Here is a 22,720-nt window from a genome sequence, read left to right as displayed (position 1 = left end):
GAATAATTAAGTGAATTAATAAAGTTTATAGTTGCACTTCAGGACTTATTGAATAAGCTTTAAGCAATTAAAGCAACTACTATTAAATTGGAAATGGGACATTATGCTGCCCTTTTCTTGTAGTTTACTTCTTGAAGGGTATACCGTAAGGTTATACAGCACCATAATTAAATCTTCATTACTGATTTTTAGCGCTAAAGCACAACGACAAACCAAAACTTTTTACGCTGCTTCTGTTTCATTATCAATTTCGTCATCTATATTTTCGGCTTCATCAATGATGTCATTAGGCTGTTTTTCTGTACCTTCTGTATCTTTACCTTTACCCCATCCTTTGGCGTATCCGTAGGCAATTAAAAGATTAGCTACTATGCTAGAACCATGTTTTTCAATCAAGTGAATCAATCTATCTAAATCGTTTTTGGTTGTCCAAATTCGACGGGGTTTATTTTGTTTTCTTAGTTCTTCATCAATGCGTAAATTTTCATTTTCATAGCTAGCTAAAAAGGCACTGATTTCAATAATAAAATCTTTTTTTGAACCTGATTGACTGCTGAGTCTTTGGGCTAATCCGTAGATTCTTTCCCATCCAGTTTCTTTTGACTTACCTTCCTTATCACGAATCGCTCCTGCATAAACAGTGGCACTATTAATAGCTTTAGCAATATTTAGAAAACCTGGGTCTTCGGTAATCTCTGTCAAACTCCAATCGTTGTCATTTTGTCGCAACTTGTTACTAAAATTTCTCACCATAATATCGATTCCCTGTTTAGAAAATAAACAAACTCTGGATTTTCCGTCAGCTAATTTTTTTGTAATGTAATCTGCATAGCTGACTTGGAAGCGGAAAAACTGAAATAAATCATTCCCGGTAATAAAATCTCGGTATGCTGCAAGTAACTCGCTATTTCCCTCGTCTATAGAAAGCGATCGCACCACCTTAAGATGCTCTTGTAATGTATTGTGATACTGGTACAATTCATCTTTGCTGTGGGGATGTATCCAAGCCGGAAGTCCTAAACTGAAGATTTCCTTCACTCCATAAACCTGTCCTTTGGAACCAAAATGAGTTCCGGCAAAGTTGCTGACAAATTGATCTACAGATTTACCCAAAATATCAAAATCATCGAAATCATCTTGTGATTCTTCGATTTCCTCAGAAACTGAGTGGTAATTGAGCAATTCCTGACAAAACCGCAATACTAACTCTGCATCAAAGCGAGCAATTCCATGCGCTCCCCCTGGTGGATTGTAGATGAGTAATTTTTTGATGACGCTGCAATAGTTTTGGAATTGGATATCTTGGGGTTGGAGTGCGACAACTCTCCAATCAAAACTGCGATCGCTTATTTTCACCCTCTCTGCAATCCCGTAGTGAAAGAACCCGGTTGCAATTAACCACAAACTCAACCAATCGGCTTTTTGTGAGTCTACTTTGTTGCTATCAGCTTTTACCCTAGCGACTCCCTGAACGGAAGTTGGTAAGTAAATCTTCACTGCACTTGCGACATCAGATAATTTACAACCAGTATTTTGCTCGAATATTTCTGCAACTGCTTTGACTCCCCCACTTTCTTGGTTGGAACCTTGACTAAACCCTTGGAAAAGTGCTGCAATCAAAGCACCATAGTTTTCCCGCAATTCCCAACAACCCATAAACAAATCATTATGGTTGCGATCGTGTCGCATAGAGGTGAGAATTGCACCATTTTGAGTTCTCGAATCCGGTGGTTTGGGTGCTTCCTCCCGGTTTTCGATTTTTCCTCGGTGTTGGAAGAGAAAATCTCGGTAAACCTTGCGATTATTGCTTTGTTCTACCGTGTCAAATATTTCCACATCTGCGGGAATTTTACTGGTATCAGTTTTTTGCCCCTTCACCACTGGGAAAGGGTCTGTATATTTGATGTTGCTAATCGGTTCGAGCTTGATAGGCTGTTTAAATTGGAGAATATAGGCTGTACCTCTATCTATGATTTGGATTGAGCTTGGTTGTTTTGTTTTCACAAGAGCATATTCGGCGAGTCTGGCAATACCCAGCATGAGAAATGTATCAGCGTAATTACTGAATATTTTAGTAATAATTAATTGCTCTGTCATCTGGGATTGAGCCTTGGGTTGTTTGCTTAATTATTTATAGCATGGGCATGGAAAGGGGGTATTCCGGTATCTGATTGTTCTTTGCGTGGATTATGAATGGGTATGTAGACACGTCATTCACCACGAAGGAAGATAAGGTAGCTTGTAACATATAGATAACGCTTGTTAGCACAAAAGATATGCCAAAATCGAAAATTATCCCAGAAAGCAAAGAATATATTTTTCGCTCGTGACGTAAAATAGAGGATACTTGTTAAATACTGCGATCGAATTCGTTGTTGGATTGAATTAGATCGGCAATTAACAGACATCTTGTTAGTAAAGCAATGTCCAGTTCTGGTAAAAGTTCGCTGGTGGTGATTTCTTCGTATCCGTAAGTTTCAGGAAAAATACTTGCTTGCTCGCTTTGGGAAATATCTCGCAGGTGATATAGCTTAAATTGATTGCTTTGCCAAAACCAAATCTCTGCAACTTCTAAACGTCGATAGGTTTCCAATTTGCTTATACTTCCACTAGTTATAACTACTTCTATAACTAAATCGGGAATATCTTTTTCTTCCCCAATACAGAAACATTCGTCTGGTTCCGCTCCTGCTTTTTTTGCTTCATTTTTCAAGGTGGCGCTTCCCCAAGAAAAATATGTTATTTGTTTTTTCCACAAAAACAGCGATACAAGAAAGGAAATCCTGGTTTTCGCCGATTCATGTCTTTTTGATGGCGACACAATTTCTAATACCCCATCCAGATAAGTAAGGCGATAATGGCTATTCTCCTCTAGTTTGATTCCCAATGTTTCGTAATTATCCCAACTGACATCATTAGTAACAAATATTACTTCTGAATCTGAAGATTGTTTTAGTTCGGGTTCATCAATGAGTTCTTTAAAGTTGCTAACCACGAGCTAACCTCTTTTGTAATTATCTGGCGATGGGTATTTTTTCTCTTTTAACAAAGTCAAAACAATATTTTTATGACTTCCTTTGTTAAAGTTTAACAATATTATAGTATTGTGGTTGGTTTCAATCCCGCGAACGGGAATCGTTGAGTTTCAAGTTGCTCTTGGTCTCGTATATACTCGTAATAATTCAATGTTTCAATCCCGCGAACGGGAATCGTTGAGTTTCAAGTTGCAGTTGCTGCCTCTGGGATTGTTATTTCTAGTCGTTTCAATCCCGCGAACGGGAATCGTTGAGTTTCAAGCTTAGAACCAATAGGATAGTCAGGAACAAAGTAGTTTCAATCCCGCGAACGGGAATCGTTGAGTTTCAAGGATATCTTTGCTGGTTTTATATCTTTCTTGACATATCGTTTCAATCCCGCGAACGGGAATCGTTGAGTTTCAAGGCTACTGACTTTGCTGTCAGCTTCCCCGAATTAGTTGTTTCAATCCCGCGAACGGGAATCGTTGAGTTTCAAGGTACAATCGCCCTATTAATATCCCCTGCATAATTCTGTTTCAATCCCGCGAACGGGAATCGTTGAGTTTCAAGTACAGAGTGCATTTGAATTATTAAAAAATCATTTACGTTTCAATCCCGCGAACGGGAATCGTTGAGTTTCAAGTGCAAAAGCAATTGTAATTCCATCGATTAAATCTTGTAGTTTCAATCCCGCGAACGGGAATCGTTGAGTTTCAAGTTCGCTTCTACGGCTTATTTCATTGTCAACAATTACAGTTTCAATCCCGCGAACGGGAATCGTTGAGTTTCAAGTCACACAACTCAAATCTGTTTGCTCCGAATATAAGCGTTTCAATCCCGCGAACGGGAATCGTTGAGTTTCAAGAATAATCGCCCTCTAATATCGTGAGGTATTAGATGGTTTCAATCCCGCGAACGGGAATCGTTGAGTTTCAAGCATAAGGCTCTGTTCAAGGTGGTACACATCTTGTTGGTTTCAATCCCGCGAACGGGAATCGTTGAGTTTCAAGCGAAGTAGTTAGCGATTTGTTTGGTAAGCTCTGTTAATGTTTCAATCCCGCGAACGGGAATCGTTGAGTTTCAAGTCAAACATCTTAAGTATGACAGTTGTACTCGTAGGTTTCAATCCCGCGAACGGGAATCGTTGAGTTTCAAGTATATACGAGAGTGAGTTCCTAGGATGCTCTGACTTGAGTTTCAATCCCGCGAACGGGAATCGTTGAGTTTCAAGTCAAGAATTGGCGCTAATATTCAAGGGAGATTTAACGTTTCAATCCCGCGAACGGGAATCGTTGAGTTTCAAGGTTTGGCTAGTTTAGTATCTAACTCCTTAGATAAATGTTTCAATCCCGCGAACGGGAATCGTTGAGTTTCAAGTTAAAGAAATATCTCGTAATATTTCCTACTCAATGTCTGTTTCAATCCCGCGAACGGGAATCGTTGAGTTTCAAGGCAATTCGGGGGGCAGAACTCTCCCGGTTTACAATTGTTTCAATCCCGCGAACGGGAATCGTTGAGTTTCAAGTAAGTTTTCTTCAGGCATGACTCAACCAGATGAGTGTTTCAATCCCGCGAACGGGAATCGTTGAGTTTCAAGGATTAGCAGCATTAGCGCTGGCAGTAATCCCTAAGTGTTTCAATCCCGCGAACGGGAATCGTTGAGTTTCAAGTGCAAAGTTAGGGCATTTACAGATGATGGAAGAGAAGAGTTTCAATCCCGCGAACGGGAATCGTTGAGTTTCAAGTTAAATCTATTCGGTTAGGAATGACTGAGTTAGAGGCGTTTCAATCCCGCGAACGGGAATCGTTGAGTTTCAAGTCACAGAATTGTTTGACTATCCTATATGCTTCTGTGTGTTTCAATCCCGCGAACGGGAATCGTTGAGTTTCAAGCTACTTAGCAAGTAAACAACTAGCTGTCATCTAATACGTTTCAATCCCGCGAACGGGAATCGTTGAGTTTCAAGATGGGGGACTTTAAGCCAAGTGTTATCCCTTTAAATCGTTTCAATCCCGCGAACGGGAATCGTTGAGTTTCAAGCCCGCCATCTGAAACCCTTACAGGGTAAGGATTCTACAAACAGTTTTGGCGGATCGAAAAAATGACCTCATTTCAGCCTCACTTATTGATATAAAATGTCAATAGCGCCGAATATAAAAACGCTGTAACTATTAACTTGTCTAGGTTCTGAGGATTTTGGCAGAACCCCCCAGGTTTTAGCCCCCGCTTCGGCTTGCCAAACATCAATCTAGTAACATCATATATGTACTATTTGCTGATGTCCACAATTGATAAGCTATCTTTACATTAATTGTACTGATCGCTGGTCACACAAACGCAAAGCACGTACCACCAAAGAGTATAGCTGCAAAAACTCAATCTCATCGCGTTCAAAAATATTCAAATTCAACTCTTTGAGGTTATAAACACTTTTTCCTAAACTTGGCTGGTGTAAACAATCACCATTCGGGAAAAAGCGTACCATACACCGCCAACTATGTGCGATCGCTTTATCATACTCCTCAGACAATTCAATTTGCTTTAAATTAGCAACATCAGCACTTTGAAATCCTTCAGCCCAAGCGAAATGATGACGACCAGCCGCCATTATTACCGTATAACATAGGTATTTTATTTTATCATTACTGAGCGAAGAATTACGCAAAAACGGGACTAGAGACTGTTTAAGAATCGCTTGGGTTAAAAAAGCACTTTCTACCGCATGATTGGGACGCTTGTTTGTCTTTTCATAGGCTTTTAATTCATCTTTTTGGGCTTTATCATCTGGATTATAATCGGTATGGGCGAGTAAATATTCCCGTGGATTTTTACCTTGATATTTGCAGTGGGCTATTTTCTGCCATCCCCGCATAACTTGTTGCCATTTTAATTGTAATTTGCCTAAATCGTGGGTAAAAATCGCGAAAAATACCAGCGTTTCAAATAATGCTTCTGTTTCATCTATAGCAAGATTAGGTAATATTTTAGTTTGAATAAATTTACCACCGGCTACTAGTAATTCATCGCGAACAGCAGGATATTTAACTTTGATGGATTCCCCGTTTCTCAAAATCTTTGTTTCAAAGTTTTCTCGCCAACATTTCCACATCAAAACCAAATGACCAACATAGGTATCCATTTGATAGCGATATTGATTACTGAGTGATTTATCTGGTTTTGGTGGAGAGTTAAATCTATTTCCTGTAGTATCCACACCAATTTTTAAACCGATATTCTCGTCATAGTAAATATACCGGGGATTGACGAAAATGCGATAGCAGCCAATCAAAAAATCACGAGAAGTAATCGGACTCAAGACAGGTTGACTGTAAGATTGGGATTTATTTTTTGGTGTTTCAATTCGCTTGAAAATCCAATCATCTCCAAAACCTATATTCTCTTGAAAATCTCGCCAAGCTTTACAGAGGGTAGAAATGGGAACTGAGAAAGGCAATAATTTTTGAATATCCTTAACTTCGTCGTCATCATCAATAAAACCAGATTCAGTCCAAGTAAAAATACTGCGATTATCTACCTTTCTGATAAGTGCGATCGCTTTTGACTCATCCCCTTTAAAAACAGCATCATGAAAATTACTTTCAAACTCCATTTCGCTATTTTCGCGACGTTTAAGAGTCAGCAAATCTTCATCACGATGCACCAAGTTAATCCATTCTTCCTCAATCCTAAACCCGACATGATTATGAACATGCTCAGAATTAGTATGTGCTTGTAAAACTTGCCAAGTTAATTCACAAATTTCCTTTTTATAGGGCAAAAAGCTCTCTTTCTTTGGTTCTGTTGTAGTTGCAATGTTATTGTTTACGGATGTGTGTTCTGCCGTAGGCAGCAGCGCTACGCTATCGCAGGGAATATCACTTAATAAATTTTCTTCAATCTCAAATAAATCTGTCTCTGCTAAATCTTGATTTTCTTGGTTTACCTCCACCGTCCGATATACGTAAACTTCACCGAATTCTCCCGCAAATCTTGCACAACGTCCCCCACGTTGTAAGAGGGAATTCATGGGACTAAGCTGAGTATGTAATACTTCGCAGGTAATATTAATCCCCGCTTCAATTACCTGGGTAGAAATTAAAACTTGACAAATATTACTTGCTTGATAAGTATCTTGATAACTATCTCGCCAATTTTGGGCAAATACATCCTTTAGATAGCTCTCTTTCGCTGCACGATGTTCAGGTAAAAACCTCGAATGTAAAAGCGTAATTTCTATTTCCCCATCTTGATTTAAAGCTTCTAAATCACGATATAAACCCTGCGCTTGGGATACAGTATTACAAATCACAATCACTCGCTGACGGTTGTTTTGAAAAATATCATCCCATATCAACTGTGCTGTCAAAGGTTGAGCAACAGCACGAAAAATTCGACAGCGATTAGCTTCAATTATTTTTAAATCAACATCTGCAACTCGACTAATTTCCATTATGAATCTTCGATGATTTCCTTAATTTTTACCGCTAATTCATCAGTTAACGTTGCTGTCATCAATAAAACTGGAGAAATACCCTTAACTTGCAGCAACACTTTTAAAACAGTATTAAAAGACCTATCTGGGTCAAGTAAATGCAATTCATCAAACACCAAATAAGACGCAAAAATCGCTCCACAATTGACATTCCCCGAACCACGACCCACCGAATAGGGAATATTCAAAAAACTACTTAACATTTGGTCAATCGTACAAAAAATAATATCCCCCTCAAAACGCGGGTCTTCAGGGTTTTCCCCCGTTTGCAAAGTCACCACCAAATTACGCGACGGAGGATACAACCGTTCCCAATTTGCAACCATCATCTCCACCCGTTGACGCAGACTATTCGCAAGAGTACGCAGAGGTACAACATAGATTAACTTATTGGGGAAATCAAGCTGGAGAGATTTCGCAAATAAAAAAGGTGCGATCGCGGTTTCGGTTTTCCCGGAACCTGTAGGAGCACGGAGGATGGTATCTTGACGGTTGAGGATGCGATCGATGGTTTGGGTTTGGAAGTTGTAGGGTTGGTGGGTGGTGAGGGTGTGGAATAGTTGGGGGATATCTACTTTATAGCTCATCGAAAAGGTATACATCATTAATTTGAAAGTGGTCTTAACCTCTTAACCTTTTGCGCTAATTCTTCTTACTCGATACACTTCACGCTCTTAATGCTTCCATCATCTTTGAGAGCAACAATTTTTACCTTCACAACTTGCCCCTCCGACAGCGAAACAGCCTTTTTCGGTTCTTTCTCTGTCATTTTAATTGTCTCTAACATCCCATAGGTAACTTTATTACCCTTAATGCTCAGTACAGTAGCATCCAAAACTTGATCAATTTCAAACTTATGAGATTTTAAAACCTTTGCAATTTCCGCTTGACGTTGTGAAATAGGTTCTGGTATCTCATTAACATTAATATCTTCAATGGGACTCACTTTGTAATATCGCATCAAGCGCATTGCCCATCCCAAGATTTTTAACATGGAATCAGGGTTATTTTGGTAGTTCTGCAAATATTTACTACAAGCGCGATCAATATTGCGATAATAATCGATAGTTCTACCGCTGTGTCCAATTTGTCTTCCATTTGTCACAAGGGTTTTCAGATATTTCAGAAATCTCGTTCCTGCATCGGGTTGATTGATGATGCTTCGTAAATAGGCGATCGCTTTTCCCATTTCGTTAACGTCGGTATCTTCTTGAACTAGGGTAATGGCTAAATTATGAGCTAGTTGAGACTCGGTTTCTGTCAATGATTCAGCTTGAGTTAGCATTTAATAAATTCCTTAATACATTCCTTCAGGAGGTTCTCTATCAGTTGGGTAGTGTAAAATTTGCGCTAGTTCTTGCAGTTGTGCGGATTGGATCAATAGGGAATGTGCAGCTTTAATTTGCTTTTGGATAAATTGTTGTAAAGCATTTCCTGTCAGCAAATTCTCGTTTGTCGGATTATATTGACAGTAGCGTTTTTTGATATCCTCGAACTTTTCTAAAACCCTTGCTTGGGTTATTTCTACGGTCATTGTTCCCATTCCGATGGGTTTACCAGCACCTACTTTTAAAGCAATAGGATATTTGTTATCTTGTCCCAAAATAACCAGTAAAGTTCCTAATTCTTCGGGTTGGAGATTTTTAAATTGTAATTGGGTAGTAAATGTATAGGCTTTTGCTGCTTGTTGAACAGCAATTTCTTGGTTTTGTCCTTTTTCAATAGCACGAATTGTATGATAGTAAAACTTACGTCCAGCTACTTTTCCTCGCATGTCAAAATATGCACTTCCAGGTTCAGGACGAGGACGATACAACGACGGCATAAATCCGGTACTAAAATCAATACTTTCACATTTTGCGTCATTAAATTCAATTAATCCTTGCCAATCTAAAGCACCAAATACTCGACTTGCGGGACAAAGTTCATTTTTATTATTGCGAGGTTGACGTTCTTCTGGAATTTGTTTTTTATACCTTTTATGTTTATCTCTAGTTATGATTCCTAATGTACTATTAGTAATTGCTTCATAAACAGAACGAATACAACCTTTTAAAGAACTACCTTGAATTAAAAGCTGTTTTTCTGTTCCTTGAGTCATGGTTTTAATCAAAGCTACGCGACTTCCAATATCACTACCAGGAGCAACAATACCCGTGGAAACGTGCAGCGATGTTTGGACGTGCAATTTTAAACACAATGTCCCATGCAACTGATTTTTATCGAATTTAAACTTATCATGTCCCGCAGGTTTTTCTAAATGGGGACCTTCGCGAGGAAAGGAAACAAATTGATAGGGTTTATTTGAATTAGTCGCTGTTGCATTCTCATTGTTTTGATGTTGGGGAGGAATAACTTTTTTTGGTTGGGGTTTAGGTTTAGGTGTTTGAGTCATTTGCTTTTACCGTTAGTGCGACAAAATGGACAGTTGCGGTTGCTGAATCTTGGAAATATCGTTGGTGGATTTTTATATTATCTGAATTGATATCTTGATTATCAGTTCCTTTAAACTGGAAACCTTTAGGAAATTTTGGTTCTTCTTTATGCCAAAATGCCTTGCGATCGCAAATTTTCCACTCCTTTATTAATGCTTCAAATCCATCTAATGTAATTTCGTGTTTGCTGAGTATTAAAGCCTCATATCCAGCTTTATGTTTCTTCCACCGTAGCTCACAAATTACATTAAACATTTGTCCTTCTATTTCCCCTCGTTCTTGAGGTAATTCCAGACAAATTCCACTTACTTTATGGGAATAGCGCAAGAAATAATAATGTTCGGATGAACCAAAAGCATTTTTAACAGCATCAATAATCTTATCAATTTCCTCTGCTGCTATTAATTGTCTGTGATAAACATATCCATTTGTCATGATGTCGTACATCCTAAAAGCTCACCCCAAGCACGAACCCCACGCATGAATAAATCTTGAACTCCTGCTTGGGTATCTCCTTCCCATTTCATTTGCACACCAAAACCTAAATCCATAGATTCTGCACGCACAGGAGAATCTTGCTTATCCGGTTTTTGAAAACCATATTTATTTGCTTCTTCTTGTGATAAAAATTCTCCAACTCCTAGCAAATAAGTCCAGCTCCAATGATTCTCACTTCCTAGCAGTTGAATTTGCTTATTCTCATCATCAATTACACATCCTGGATATTGAATGACAGCAGAATTATATTTAACTTGTACTGTCCCCAAACCGCGAGATTTCGCAAAACCCAAACCAAACCAACCATCATTTAAATCGCGCAATACTAACCCAATTAAACCAAGCTGCGCTAAAGTAAAATTCTTGAGATGAATTTTGGTTCTAAACTCTCCCGCAGTACATACTTGATAATTAAATAAGGCTCCAGGAACAGTTGAACCAAATACCCTATCAATGGCTACACCATTGCGCTCTTCAATATACAATTGTTTAGCATCAACTGGATAAGCATCTTCAATCCTAACTCGACTAGCAATTGAAGTATTCCCAAACATTTGGTCGGTAAATGAAGACTTTTGATATATTTCATGAGGTGGTAAATCATTACCTGCGCTATCCTTTAAGTAAGTATATTTATCAGTTAAAGGATTATTTGCCCAAAGCTTACTAGAATTACTAGGTTTTGTCTCACTTCCGATTGTGCGAACAATCCTTTCTGCATGAGCGCGAATTGCCCCTTTAAGACTGCTTCCCGGTAAATATATCGACCATCCCCCCTGATGAAAAGTCCTAACAAATTCCATATCAGGGTTTGTCGGATCTGCACCTTCCCGTCCCGATTTAATTAAGATTGGACCATCAGGAATGATGCTGAAATCAATCGTGCAATGATTAACAAGTCGTTTGTGCATGATAAAATCAATGGAAAGAATAAAAATTACGCAGCTATTAAGTTATCTAACTGTTGTTCGCATTGCTGAAATATAAAATTTACCACTGCAAAGAGTTTGTCTAGTTCGTAAATTGTATAAGGAGTAATATTTCTAGTAAAATTGTTATCCTCTAACTTTCCAAATTGCCAAGTACTGCCGTTAGAAGAAATACCAAATACAACTATAGAATTTTCTGCATTTAACTTTTGTGCAGCTATCATTTCCGCCAGACATTGTGCCCAACCACCTTCAAAATCATCTTGCTTTGCTTCAACTAGGATAAAATAAGGTTTATCGAAAACAACTTTTCCTAGTGGGGAGCGTCTTGCTAAAATATATTCAGGATAGCCCGAAAGCTTTTCATCATAATTTAAAGATTGGTGGCTCCAGATGGTAAATCTACTGTTGTAGAGTTTCCAGACTTCTTTGAGAACTGGGTAAATCAAATTTTCACAAATAGCAAATTCCGAATTGTTAACAACTCCTTCCCGCATGACTATCTCTAAATCTTCTCGAAAATATTGGGATACATTAAAGGGAGTTTCAGCTACAAAGTTTGCTTCAGTGTAAGTAACCTGATATTCTTTGAGAACTTCACCGATAATTTTGAAATTACTAAAAGCCATACTGACCACCTTAAAAATTTTGTGTTACTTATGTTGTGTGAGTCTTAGCTTTATTTTTTCTTAAATCTTGTAAATAATTTATCAACGAATCAGTCCAATCTTGCTTTAAATTTGACTGTTTAACATCTTGGTAGCTGGGTAGTTGATCACCTAGATTACTACTGATTAATTCTTGTAGATAAGTTAGTAATTTATTTGGGTCATTTTTGACATCCAACCAGTACATCTTGTCAATATCTAGTTTAACAACACCCAAACCGCGCGATCGCCCACCCCCAAGAGGTATTTGTTCGGTTTCAAATTGATGCAAACCAACCATCAATAAACCTAATTCCCATTCCTCTGCATTTTCGACTATTGCTTTAAATTCAAACTGGGTTCCTGCGGGTACTACTTGGAAATCATAAAGTTTTCCGTCTGCTGCGGTTTCGGTATCTCTGTCAATTGATACACCATCGCGTTCTTGATATTGTCCAAACCAAGTATCTGATTTTACGGTTAAGTCACGTACTTGGAATTTACTCGCTATCCAAGGAGAACCAAACAGAGAAGAAACTAAATCAGTATGTTTGATAATTTCTTCAGTTAAAGCCAAATCATCAGAAAAATTCTCTTTAAGTTGTTTAATTTCTTGAGAAGTTAAAGACCATTCGTTTTCAATTGCAGGATTAGCTACTAATTTGCGATTATTGCCAATAATACCACGGAGGAAACTTTCTAAGCGCGATCGCATGGCTCCTTTAAAGCTGGAACCAGGTATTAAAGGATTACCTAATGCATCTTTGATGACTGGTAAATCGGAACCTATGGGTTCGCTGGAACGTCCTGCGCTAATCCGTAATGCGGTTACGGTTGTCAGGGTTCCTGTTAGTTCTAAGCGGTTTTTAAATGTGTCAAACATAAATAATACCTTTATTTTTTCATTCCTTCTTTTTTATAAATATGCTCATGAGTTCCAAAGTATCTCAAATACAAATCATTATTTATAACTTCGCAGCTTAATCTTAATTCCTTTTTTGTAATATTGATATGTTCAATTTCTACACCCTCATACTTACGAAGTCTCAGAATGTCATCATCTTTTAATGCAGCAATACCATCACGATATTTCAGTAATAAGTAGGCTGCCCTAGCAAGCTTTTCTTGCAATCTAATTCTTATCCTGGTATCAGTTGTATTTTCATAATCTTTTTGAAGATAATCTTTTTGATAATTTAATTTTGAAACAAATTTTGGAAAGTTTAATAACTTATCTTTTGAAAGTAGTTTATCTTTGCATTCATTCCAAATTAATTTCCCCCAAATAGATAGGGTTAATTCTGTACCTGTTCGAGTTACCCAATCTTTTGGGACTTGATTTGCAACTTGCCAAGAGATCGGGACTTTTCCAACATCCATAACCGCAAGGGCGACTTCATGAGCTTCAACTTGTGATATATCAATTTGTACTGGCAATTTAGGAATAGTTAGAATCTCAGTAGATTCTTCAAAAATGTAAATAATTTCATCAGCATATAACATGCCAATCGTATTAAAATATCCTTGCATTGCTTTAAATCCACCTACAAGGTTAAAGCAAATTGTATAGCCTTTATAGTCTTGAGTAATTTTATTTTTTAAAATAGGAATCAGTTGAGATATACCGATTAAAAAATTATCATTGCTCGCAGTAGAAAAATTTTCACTGCATAAAATCTCGATATTCTTGATTTCCTTATCTGTGAGGAACTTCATCAAAATTTTAGCGCAGTCTCTTCCTTGTGCTGTATCAGTATGAATAAGAAGATGATAATCTGAGTATGCATCTTTTAAATCATTATTGTACAAACCATAAATACCATTAAGTTCCGCACAAGCTTTTCTAATATCATCTATATTTCCTTTTAGTTTAGTTTCTGCTCTGACTTTTAGCTCTCCCATTATTTCAACTACATCTTCATACAGAAGAACCTCTTCATCACTGTAATTTGCAGTTTCCAGTAACCTGTCATAATCAGAATTCTCGCATTCTCGATCAATTTGATTCGTAAGTAAACTAGTTCCAACAGTTGTAATAACAAGTCTCTGCATAAAAACTCCTGAGAAAAATTAGATTTCGCCTTTACGCTTGTATACTAAATAACGCGCACCGTATCCTAAATAACGTCGTGTCAACTCTAAATGAATATTTTTTAAATCATCAGCATCATCAGTTTTTGCTTCTTGCGCTATTTTTGAAGCTATATTTTTAATCTTGCTATCAATATGTTGAATAATTTGGAATGCTAATGAATCTTGACCTCTACCCCATTTTTTATCTCTACCTACTTGATATAGGAGAAAATTTTTAATCACTTCTGTACTATCGGTAGCATCAGAAACTCGCACAAGATTCCTAAACTGCGATTCTTCTAAATCTCCATAAGAATTGTGATTATCCAATGCAATTTGAATTAAATTGACAATCTCATCTTCTCGTTTACGAATACCTTTTTGAATCTTTAGCTGTTTTTGTTGCTCTGAAAAATCGCTCATACAGACTCCTCTCTCATTACTAAATGAAAATCATTGCAAATTTCAACTTGTCCAAAACCTTCGCAAGTTCTTTCTCCAACCCCTTCTAGTTCTAATTTTGCTAAAGCTGCATACCATTTATCTGGTTGAGTTGTGCTAAACAAGTAAACAGAGCCTTTATTGGTAACTAATTCAACATCTTTCATTAAACCCCAAGCAGAATTCCAACCCGAACGATAGTCATAACTACTATAAGCTGCTTCTAATTCTAATAAATCATCTTCAATCTCTGTAAATTGCTTTAACATCTTCGCAGAAATAACTGTTGTACGTTGCCATTTCTCTGTTAATATTGCATCAGACTGTAAATTTAATGTGAAAAAATAACGATTTTTATCTAGTTCCTGAATTGGTTTATAAATCTTTGACCAATCTTCCCAGCGTTTTATTAATCTATCTGTCAATATTTGCATTTTAGTTCTTATTTTTGCATCGATATCTTCTTGAATAGCGATACCATTAAGCTTAATCTCAACTTTTCCCAAACCTCGTGAAGTGGAACCTCCGATACGAAAGCTTTGTCTATTTAATTCAATAAAATTTTCCAGTTGATTTGATAAATTCTCGTCTGCAACAATAATTTCTGATTTAAAAATTACTGATTTCTCATGTTGAGGATTTGTTTCAGATTCGTTTATAACTTCTATACTATAGAGTATTTCTTCTTCTGAAGTTGCACGTCTTCTATTAATACCTACTCGCGTTAACAGACGTTTTTGGATACTTACAGAATGGTACTTATTACTTAGCTTACTATAAAATCCTGTGAAAGGTTCAACTCTCCCACCTTTTTCTTCTGGACAAGTTGGGTCATAAGCTAACCCATAATTTTCAGCACAAAAACGGTCTATTAAACTATCAAACACTCCGTTATTTTGATCTGTTTTAAATCCCGATTTGGTTTTAGAACTAAGCGCTGTTGCTGGTAAAACTCCTATTTTCTCTGTTTGATTTCTCAAAATTGCGTTTCCTTTTGAAGGATAAGCGTTTTGAAAAATTGCTGGATTATCCCCTAGAAATAAAGTCTGAAAATCACCACCATTTTGACTCAAATCGCTAAGTTGCTGATTTGACTGCTGTAAAATTGCACCTGCAATAGCACCTCTAATCACACTACCGGGAATATAGCCTTCACATTCGCTAATCGAACCACCTGGTTTTTGTCGCGAAATTGCTAGGGGAGATAATGCTTTGATTTCTAACTTAATTTTTTTCACTTATTCTTTCCTTTTCGCAAAAATTCCCATACTGTTTCATCTACTTGAATTGCTGGTAATTCCCAAGTTAACCATCCTAAACCCGCAGATTTACTTCCTCCTAATGCATGGATATGTCTTAAACCACTCCAAATTAATGCTTTAGCAAAGTCTGGTCTTTCTGGTGTTAAGCTGGGTTGGATGTGAATATCTCCTATAAATTTAAGCTTTGCATTTGCAGGGGAAGTTTCTAAAAAGTAGAGTTTTTTCTCTTCTGCTATTTTGCGACGACGGTTCATAGTCACACCTGGACGTAATACCTCTGGTAAATTTTCTGGTTCTTCAGTACAGATTAAATCATCGAATATTACCCGTGATGGTAAAATTGGGTCGCCAAAAATTTGGCTAATTAGACAATGATAAGTATCTTCATATCCAGGAATTTCATACTCATCTCTTGTCAATTCCGGAGTTGCATTATTTCTCTTAATTACCATTCTTCCTGCATTTGGAGATTCGGAAATAGGCCATCCTAAACCTCGCGTTATTTTTTCGCATTCGTGACGCAATCTTCCTTTTACCTGGGATGCGGGTATTAATAAATTACCTTCCGAGTTACGAACTATTGGTTTGTCTGCAAGGGAACCGGAGGAACCCCCAGCACCTACACATAATGCAGAATCAATAATTGCTGTAATTCTATGAGTTTCGACAAAATTATTATTAGTATTAGTTAGTTCTTCTAGATGTATCATGGCATAGGTTACTTGGGTGTATTGGATATATTTGCTGCTGTTTGTTGCGATTCATCATTATCCTCTTCTTTCGTTTTAATAAATTCATACAAATCAACCATTTCTCGCCAAATAGTTTCGTAATATTTTTCACCGAATCTGTTTTCATACATCCAAGGTGCAATATTTCCCTCATTTGTTTTGGCATCACACCAGGCTTTTTCAAAATCCTCTCTTAATTGAGTTTGTCCTTGTTTGAGTCGGTAACGAAAATAACAGTAATTTAAGCTTGCAGTACGTCGTCCTTTTGCTAGGAAATCTCGAATTTGGTAGAGTTGCGATTTAGGAAAGTCTGCTGCTATTAAAGCTTTAATCGAGGCAATTAAACCACCTAATTCATGAAGTGTGTAGGGTGCTGCATAAAGTTTGATTTCTGCACCTTGCTTTTTTATTAATGCCTTTTCACGAAAATCTTTAATGCTAGATGAAAGCATTGTAACCGATTTCATCGTTAAAAAATCTACTGTTCCACCAAAATATTCATATTTCTTGATTTTTTTAGCATAGTCTTTAGCAGATTTCATTAATTGAGTAGTCAAGTCTTCAGCATAATAAATCGGAGTATTATAAGAAGTAATCAGTACACCGCTCGATATGCTTAATTTACATTGAGTTGGCTTTGCCTTTTGCCATTGGTAACGATGAATTACTTGTAAATCAACAGGTTTTTCTGTAGTTATTTTGTAGTTATCTTTATCTTTGATTTCCTCTCCTGGTATTGAAAGATTACCCAAGAGAATATTTTCAAAGTTACCGCCAATATCTTTCGCTATTTCTAAGGCTTTATCTGCGGGAACTATTAAGATAATGTCATCCCCACCGATGGTAATAATTTCAAAGGGATGGATGAAATCTCCATTATTTAATCTTGAGGTTGATTCGTCTATTCCCTGCAATTGTCGAGGGTGAAGATTGTTCGCTAAAGCGTGAAAAACCGAATATTTAGTTGCATTATCTACATCTTGGCTGAAATTTTGATATGCTTCTGGAGTGCGAATTTTTTGAATATATCCACCCATATTATTTCCATCAGCATAAATATAAGCAACAAAACCATTACTGACTTTACTAAGGTGAGTCAAAGACGGAGAGGTTTCAATGTCTTCAAGATGATAGTTTTTGCAATATTTTTGATGTTTATCAGGATTTTGTTTTAGAAATATTTCAAATTTATTTGTCCAGCTTTCAATAATACCTGGCTGCCAATCAAGCTTCAATTCGGTATACCATGAAGGTATTTCCCCTTTTTTTGCTCTATCGCCAATGCATCTTTTTCTTAAGGAAGCTTCAGATAAATAAGGTTGTCCGGTAAGTTGGGTTATATGCGCGATCGCACTACGTTTTTCTACTTCGTCTCTTCTTAGGTAAGGATGGGTGTCTAGCATTGGTGGATAACGACGACTAGGACGATTTGGGGTTTCATTTCCCGAACGACGTTGGTTAAATAAAATGGCCAATTTTGTGGTTAGTTCATTAAAGCTTTTCCGGTTTTTAAAATTTTCTATAGCTTGGGAATCATTTTCTACTTTTCCAAATAATCCTTCTACTATTGGGTTTTTATACTCTTTTTGATATCTATCTAGCCAAAATGTATCTTCAATATTATCTCGCAATAAACCGAATGCAATTTCTAGTATTTTGAATCTATCCCCTACCGCACAAGAGTTAGCTGTTAATGTTTCACATGTATAGCGTTTCTCGATTGCATTCGCTAAGTCATCAACAAAAGCTGCTGGACAAAATGCTAATATATTTCCTCCTGTAGAGTAAATGATTAATTCGGGGATTAAAGCTTCACAAATACTCTTCTCATCATCTGATTGTTTCAGATAATTATTATTTAACCAACGTCGTACTTCATCACATTGAAGCTGATAATTATGAGTGCTGGTTTTAGGAATATATTTAGGTGTAACGCCAAAGAAAGCAGGTAAATCAACTAAGTTAATCCTATCTAACAATGCGGAAGCACCGCGAATATCAGGTAGTTTCGATTCTTCAAATACATACTGCTTAATTTTAGTCGCACCACCGTAAACTAAACCAATCCTAGAATTCCAAAGTAAAGGATATTTCTCTGTTAATTCCTTCAACTCATTCAATGTTTTTGGAAATTTCTTAATATCCTCTAATCCTTTTAATTCCTCAACCGTATTAACAACATCTAATACTTGTTCGGGAGCCTTTTCTCCTTTCTGCAAAGCTTCCCGCATCTGTTGCAAAATATCTAAACCATACTTTGGTGTTTTCTCCTCACCCCAAGCTAAACACCAAGCAATACCAATTGAGATTGGATGCATTTTATCTGCCATAATTTACCCCCTCTCCTAACTTACCAACTCTATCAAAACTCTCGCTAAAGCCTGTATGATTTCCCGATTCTCAGCGTCAACACCACGCTGTAAACAATGAACTCTACCCTTTAAAATTGGCTTTTCTGACTCAATGAAATCATTTATACCATGATAATCACTATATATAATTGCGATTATTTGTAAACCTAAAGATTTACAAAACTTTTCCCAAGTTGATATTTCATTATCATCTTTTACTAAAATTACTGCATGGGTTGCTTCTGCCATGATTATGCAGTTTTCTGGAGAAATTTTTCCTCCGACATCAAAAATAAAGATAGGTTCTTTAACATTTTTGAACTCTCGTGCTTTGAATCGAGCAAATTCTTCTGTGAATTTACTTTTATATTCGGCTTTTAATTTTTTGGCTAGCTCAAAATCTCGTTTTGCAGTATCAGAAAACCAGGAACCATCCCCATCGGGACATCCAGAAACGACATAGGATTTGGGTGTGTTTGGTATTTGGCTAGATATTTTTAATAATGCTTGTTTTAATCCTTCGCGAAAGCAAGTTTTTCCCGTATTGGCAAATCCGCAAATAACAACTTTAATATTAGCTGGGTTTTCTGCTCTACTAATATCTAAAATATCGCCGATTTGATATTTTGGGTTATTGCTAACAGTGATGACATATCTATCTAACCCTTTCTCACCTTGCTTGGGGTCAAAAAACGCGATCGCACTGTAAATTTTACCCAATTTATCCGCCAAAACCTGGCTCACCAACACTGATGTGCGTCCGTTGATTTTGATTAACTCACCCCCCGGTATTTCCCCCGATGCGATCGCACTATCCAATTTTTTCACTACATCCTGGACTATTTTTTCTCCTGTTGCTAGTGTTTCACCAAATCCAACTTGTAAAACATCATCCTCAAAGTTAATGTGATATGTGGTCATATAATTTACTGGTAGTTAGCATACCCAATCTAAATAATCTAGAAACCACACAGTACAGCAAATATCAATCTATCAATTCTCCCAGATTATACGCAGGATTGTGTGTGATGCAAATCACAAACTTTCCTAATTTTGGGTCAAAAACTGCGATCGCACCATACAGATGACACAAGCGATGGGCTAAAACAAATGCTACAGGTATAGATGTGGGACCATTGATTTTGAGTAATTGACCTCCCCTTAAAATCCCAGCTTTAGCCATTTCCTCTAATTTTGCAGCTGTATCAATAACGATGCGATCGTTTGCTGCTGGTTCCCCAAAGTTAATTTCCAAAAGGTTTTCTTTTAACTCGATGTTGTATGTAGTCATTTTTGTTTCTCTTATGGATGGATACATCATACAAGCTACTGGAATATACTTCTTCCAGTATCGATTAACCTAGAAGTATGAAAAATCCAGATTGAAAATATATAGGTTAAAAATTTGCAGGAGCCATATTTTCTTGATATTCCCCATGTGGACTTATTGCAATGGTTTGCGAGGGGGTCTTTAAAACAAAACCTACCCCGTGCAATTCGCTTATGGGTGTGGTTGCGGAGTTTATACGGAGAAAGTCGCGAGCGTTTGCTGTTGGAGGATGGTTTTACTTATGCTCAATGGAGGGACAATTTTTTTCTCCCTTCCCATCCCAAGGATGAATCAATTCCCCAGTCACATGATATTAATTGTAATTGTGCAAAATCCACTGCGGAGTGGTTATTCTCTCCTAAGTATGGTGTTTCTGAGGATGAATGGAAACATACTTTGATTACCCATGTGGAGATGATTGCAAAGGAGTTGGATAAGATATTGCAACAACGGTTATTTGGAGTGACTCGTCGGACATTGCAAGGGGATTTGCAAATTTTAGTTGATTTGGGTTGGTTGGTCTACATAAATCACCAATATTATCGGGTGAGGGAATTTCCTTTTTATCCGGTTAATAATAGTGAGGAGAAAAACCAAGGTAAGCTACTGGTTTACGAGAATTTTCTTCAGGAAGACTTAAGCGCGATCGCTCAAAATCATTCGGATAAAATTAATGGAATACAAAGGTTTTTCGTCCACCTCGATTATGTCATTCCTAAGAGTACCATTGATGCGGTGGACAATTGTCAGTGGGAATTAAAGGAAATTTGGACAAAAAATCCAGTTCCCCCTGTGGAGTTAACGTATTCTAGCGCGAAGGTGGGAGGTAATATAAACTGCGTGATTTTTCCCGTTTGTATTTACTACTTTCAACGCGCTGTTTACCTTTGTGGTTATGGAGAAAGTCCTGATCGCACAACCAACTGGTACAATTTTCGCTTAGACCATATCCAAGCAATGACTCCTTTAAAACGGAATCATGACAAAATCCCGGAAAACCTTCAACAGCGTTATCAGAATAATAATTTACCCAATCCCGATGAAATTGCGATCGCACTAGATCAAGCTTGGGGATTCGATTTTTATTTACCTCCCCGCTTAATGATACTAAGGTTTGATGCAGACTACGACGAACGTTATATCAAAAATTCCAATCGTCACTCAACTTTCCGCAGGATTGAATATGAACAAATCGAAAGCATAATTTGTCAATATACAAAAGATTCACAGCAAATCAAAGCATTTTTAGATATTTGCAAAAAACGCTCTTCCCACGATGCTTACTATCAAGTCATGTATCGTCACAAAGATAATGGAATTATCATGCGCTTACGTGCTTGGGGTGGAAAATGTGAGGTGTTATTTCCCTTGGATTTACGAAGAATTAGAACAGCAGAAATCGCCGCAGAACTTAAACTTTATCACACATAATTAATTTGTGTGGTGCGGGCTTCTTCTCCGTTTTTGAAACAATAATTTTTCCTATTTTTTATCAAAATGAACACATCAATATCTACTAAGAAATTGACAGAAAAATTTTCAACTGCACTCGTCTACGCAACCCGTCTCCATGCAAATCAAACCAGAAAAATTACCAGTGTACCTTATGTTTCCCATCTTCTCAGCGTTGCAGCTTTGATATTAGAAGCAGGAGGAAACGAAACTGAAGCGATCGCAGGACTACTTCATGATGCAATAGAAGACCAGGGAGGAATGGAAATCCGTGCAGAAATCAGAGAAATGTTTGGAGATGAGATAGTTGCAATCATTGATGGTTGTACCGAAATCTACACCAAACCCAAACCCCCTTGGGAAGAACGCAAACATAAATATTTAGAAAACCTCCGGGGCGCTTGTGTGTCCGTCCGAATGGTTTCCCTCGCAGACAAATTACACAATGCTCGTTCTTTACTTGCTGATTGGCAAAAATTTGGTGATGAGATTTGGAATCAATTTAACGCTGGAAAAGTCAGAACCTTGTGGTTTTATCAGTCTTTGCTGCAAGTTTATCGAGAAACGGGTAGCGATTGGATGACGGAAGAATTTGCACGGGTTGTTGACCAACTAGCGAAGTAGTTTGATGGAGCGATATTTGTATTTGGAGTTTAAGTGAGCAGCTAGCAGCTATTACATTACAGTTTTACTACGTCATATTCTTGTTCTCTCAGAGCCTCTGCGTGATCCCTTTTGTTGAATAAATTCCATAGATAGGGTAGTTTTTGGAACTCGCAATAATGAAAAAGCAGTATTTGTTTCCAAAAAACACCACTTTTTATTTTTGGCTCAGGTATTTAATCATACTTTGAATAACAGTAGTTTAAGCGCGATCGCTCCTTTGTGTTGTTGTTGAGTCAATCGCGATCGTGCTTTACTTTCTTTGCTTTTCATTTCCTTGCGGGGATATTAGGTTTTAGAACCAAACGGGAATCACTGCATTTCAAGTGGCTTAGCTTTCCCAGAAAGCTTTAGAGAACATAGAACGGGAATCGCTGAGTTTCAAGGGCATTCCTACC

General features: G+C 37.3%; 19 protein-coding genes and 1 CRISPR repeat array. Of the genes, 2 read left to right on the top strand and 17 right to left on the bottom strand.

The genetic code is table 11. The annotated features are described in order from the left end of the window. Positions 1-222 precede the first annotated feature (222 nt). From VB733_RS21010 to VB733_RS20930, 17 genes are all read right to left on the bottom strand, one after another. Positions 223-2,097 (bottom strand): hypothetical protein, encoded by a 1,875-nt coding sequence (locus tag VB733_RS21010; protein WP_323342008.1) that lies wholly within the window; start codon positions 2,095-2,097, stop codon positions 223-225. Between the two features lie 253 nt (positions 2,098-2,350). Continuing rightward, positions 2,351-2,995 (bottom strand): Uma2 family endonuclease, encoded by a 645-nt coding sequence (locus VB733_RS21005; protein WP_323342007.1) that lies wholly within the window; start codon positions 2,993-2,995, stop codon positions 2,351-2,353. A 118-nt stretch (positions 2,996-3,113) separates the two neighbouring features. Continuing rightward, positions 3,114-5,058: a CRISPR direct-repeat array (repeat unit 37 nt; unit sequence GTTTCAATCCCGCGAACGGGAATCGTTGAGTTTCAAG). 262 nt (positions 5,059-5,320) lie between these two features. Next, a complete protein-coding gene (locus tag VB733_RS21000; protein WP_323342006.1) occupies positions 5,321-7,468 on the bottom strand; it encodes a helicase-related protein in 2,148 nt (715 codons plus the stop codon). Further along, positions 7,468-8,115 carry a DEAD/DEAH box helicase gene (locus tag VB733_RS20995; RefSeq protein WP_323342005.1) on the bottom strand — a complete coding sequence of 216 codons (648 nt, stop codon included), beginning with the start codon at positions 8,113-8,115 and terminating at the stop codon, positions 7,468-7,470. The genes VB733_RS21000 and VB733_RS20995 overlap by 1 nt, the downstream gene beginning before the upstream one ends. A gap of 47 nt (positions 8,116-8,162) precedes the next feature. Beyond that, the gene (locus VB733_RS20990) at positions 8,163-8,795 is read right to left on the bottom strand and encodes a hypothetical protein (protein WP_323342004.1); all 633 of its coding nucleotides are present in this window, start codon (positions 8,793-8,795) and stop codon (positions 8,163-8,165) included. A gap of 12 nt (positions 8,796-8,807) precedes the next feature. Further along, complete coding sequence (locus VB733_RS20985) at positions 8,808-9,905, bottom strand: RAMP superfamily CRISPR-associated protein (protein ID WP_323342003.1); 1,098 nt, start codon at positions 9,903-9,905, stop codon at positions 8,808-8,810. Further along, positions 9,889-10,380, bottom strand: coding sequence for a hypothetical protein (locus tag VB733_RS20980; RefSeq protein ID WP_323342002.1), 492 nt, complete (start codon positions 10,378-10,380; stop codon positions 9,889-9,891). The genes VB733_RS20985 and VB733_RS20980 overlap by 17 nt, the downstream gene beginning before the upstream one ends. Continuing rightward, positions 10,377-11,354, bottom strand: coding sequence for an RAMP superfamily CRISPR-associated protein (locus VB733_RS20975; protein WP_323342001.1), 978 nt, complete (start codon positions 11,352-11,354; stop codon positions 10,377-10,379). Before VB733_RS20975 ends, VB733_RS20980 begins: the two co-directional genes overlap by 4 nt. 26 nt (positions 11,355-11,380) lie before the next feature. Beyond that, a complete protein-coding gene (locus tag VB733_RS20970) occupies positions 11,381-12,001 on the bottom strand; it encodes a hypothetical protein (protein WP_323342000.1) in 621 nt (206 codons plus the stop codon). A gap of 28 nt (positions 12,002-12,029) precedes the next feature. After that, entirely contained in the window at positions 12,030-12,902 is an 873-nt protein-coding gene (gene csx7, locus VB733_RS20965; RefSeq protein ID WP_323341999.1) for a CRISPR-associated RAMP protein Csx7, read from the bottom strand. Between the two features lie 11 nt (positions 12,903-12,913). After that, positions 12,914-14,071 (bottom strand): putative CRISPR-associated protein, encoded by a 1,158-nt coding sequence (locus tag VB733_RS20960; protein ID WP_323341998.1) that lies wholly within the window; start codon positions 14,069-14,071, stop codon positions 12,914-12,916. An 18-nt stretch (positions 14,072-14,089) separates the two neighbouring features. Continuing rightward, the gene (locus tag VB733_RS20955) at positions 14,090-14,515 is read right to left on the bottom strand and encodes a hypothetical protein (protein ID WP_323341997.1); all 426 of its coding nucleotides are present in this window, start codon (positions 14,513-14,515) and stop codon (positions 14,090-14,092) included. Continuing rightward, on the bottom strand, positions 14,512-15,771 hold the full coding sequence (gene csx10 / locus VB733_RS20950) for a CRISPR-associated RAMP protein Csx10 (protein ID WP_323341996.1): 1,260 nt from the start codon (positions 15,769-15,771) through the stop codon (positions 14,512-14,514). The genes VB733_RS20955 and csx10 overlap by 4 nt, the downstream gene beginning before the upstream one ends. After that, positions 15,768-16,505 carry an RAMP superfamily CRISPR-associated protein gene (locus tag VB733_RS20945; protein WP_323341995.1) on the bottom strand — a complete coding sequence of 246 codons (738 nt, stop codon included), beginning with the start codon at positions 16,503-16,505 and terminating at the stop codon, positions 15,768-15,770. Before VB733_RS20945 ends, csx10 begins: the two co-directional genes overlap by 4 nt. Positions 16,506-16,513: 8 nt before the next feature. Next, positions 16,514-18,856, bottom strand: coding sequence for a type III-B CRISPR-associated protein Cas10/Cmr2 (cas10, locus tag VB733_RS20940; protein ID WP_323341994.1), 2,343 nt, complete (start codon positions 18,854-18,856; stop codon positions 16,514-16,516). A gap of 15 nt (positions 18,857-18,871) precedes the next feature. Beyond that, on the bottom strand, positions 18,872-19,798 hold the full coding sequence (locus tag VB733_RS20935; protein WP_323341993.1) for a CRISPR-associated protein Csx3: 927 nt from the start codon (positions 19,796-19,798) through the stop codon (positions 18,872-18,874). A gap of 64 nt (positions 19,799-19,862) precedes the next feature. Next, positions 19,863-20,168: a CRISPR-associated protein Csx3 gene (locus VB733_RS20930; protein ID WP_323341992.1), complete on the bottom strand. Its 306-nt coding sequence runs from the start codon at positions 20,166-20,168 to the stop codon at positions 19,863-19,865. 114 nt (positions 20,169-20,282) lie between these two features. On the opposite strand from VB733_RS20930, the gene VB733_RS20925 reads away from it, so the two are divergent. Both VB733_RS20925 and VB733_RS20920 read left to right on the top strand, forming a co-directional pair. Continuing rightward, positions 20,283-21,638, top strand: a complete 1,356-nt coding sequence (locus tag VB733_RS20925; protein WP_323341991.1) for a TIGR03985 family CRISPR-associated protein — start codon at positions 20,283-20,285, stop codon at positions 21,636-21,638. 78 nt (positions 21,639-21,716) lie between these two features. Continuing rightward, a complete protein-coding gene (locus VB733_RS20920) occupies positions 21,717-22,283 on the top strand; it encodes an HD domain-containing protein (RefSeq protein ID WP_416336339.1) in 567 nt (188 codons plus the stop codon). Positions 22,284-22,720: the final 437 nt, after the last annotated feature.

Origin of the sequence: Calothrix sp. UHCC 0171 (genome assembly GCF_034931845.1) — a bacterium.
GTDB lineage: Bacteria > Cyanobacteriota > Cyanobacteriia > Cyanobacteriales > Nostocaceae > Brunnivagina.
Note: the sequence above shows the minus strand (reverse complement) of the source record. Positions and strands in the feature narration are given on the sequence as shown.

What these genes read in the sequence shown, in the direction of transcription:
- VB733_RS21010 (WP_323342008.1), bottom strand. Translation starts at nt 2,097, where the DNA reads ATGACAGAGCAATTAATTATTACTAAAATATTCAGTAATTACGCTGAT.
- VB733_RS21000 (WP_323342006.1), bottom strand. Translation starts at nt 7,468, where the DNA reads ATGGAAATTAGTCGAGTTGCAGATGTTGATTTAAAAATAATTGAAGCT.
- VB733_RS20995 (WP_323342005.1), bottom strand. Translation starts at nt 8,115, where the DNA reads ATGATGTATACCTTTTCGATGAGCTATAAAGTAGATATCCCCCAACTA.
- VB733_RS20990 (WP_323342004.1), bottom strand. Translation starts at nt 8,795, where the DNA reads ATGCTAACTCAAGCTGAATCATTGACAGAAACCGAGTCTCAACTAGCT.
- VB733_RS20985 (WP_323342003.1), bottom strand. Translation starts at nt 9,905, where the DNA reads ATGACTCAAACACCTAAACCTAAACCCCAACCAAAAAAAGTTATTCCT.
- VB733_RS20980 (WP_323342002.1), bottom strand. Translation starts at nt 10,380, where the DNA reads ATGACAAATGGATATGTTTATCACAGACAATTAATAGCAGCAGAGGAA.
- VB733_RS20975 (WP_323342001.1), bottom strand. Translation starts at nt 11,354, where the DNA reads ATGCACAAACGACTTGTTAATCATTGCACGATTGATTTCAGCATCATT.
- VB733_RS20970 (WP_323342000.1), bottom strand. Translation starts at nt 12,001, where the DNA reads ATGGCTTTTAGTAATTTCAAAATTATCGGTGAAGTTCTCAAAGAATAT.
- csx7 (WP_323341999.1), bottom strand. Translation starts at nt 12,902, where the DNA reads ATGTTTGACACATTTAAAAACCGCTTAGAACTAACAGGAACCCTGACA.
- VB733_RS20960 (WP_323341998.1), bottom strand. Translation starts at nt 14,071, where the DNA reads ATGCAGAGACTTGTTATTACAACTGTTGGAACTAGTTTACTTACGAAT.
- VB733_RS20955 (WP_323341997.1), bottom strand. Translation starts at nt 14,515, where the DNA reads ATGAGCGATTTTTCAGAGCAACAAAAACAGCTAAAGATTCAAAAAGGT.
- VB733_RS20945 (WP_323341995.1), bottom strand. Translation starts at nt 16,505, where the DNA reads ATGATACATCTAGAAGAACTAACTAATACTAATAATAATTTTGTCGAA.
- cas10 (WP_323341994.1), bottom strand. Translation starts at nt 18,856, where the DNA reads ATGGCAGATAAAATGCATCCAATCTCAATTGGTATTGCTTGGTGTTTA.
- VB733_RS20935 (WP_323341993.1), bottom strand. Translation starts at nt 19,798, where the DNA reads ATGACCACATATCACATTAACTTTGAGGATGATGTTTTACAAGTTGGA.
- VB733_RS20930 (WP_323341992.1), bottom strand. Translation starts at nt 20,168, where the DNA reads ATGACTACATACAACATCGAGTTAAAAGAAAACCTTTTGGAAATTAAC.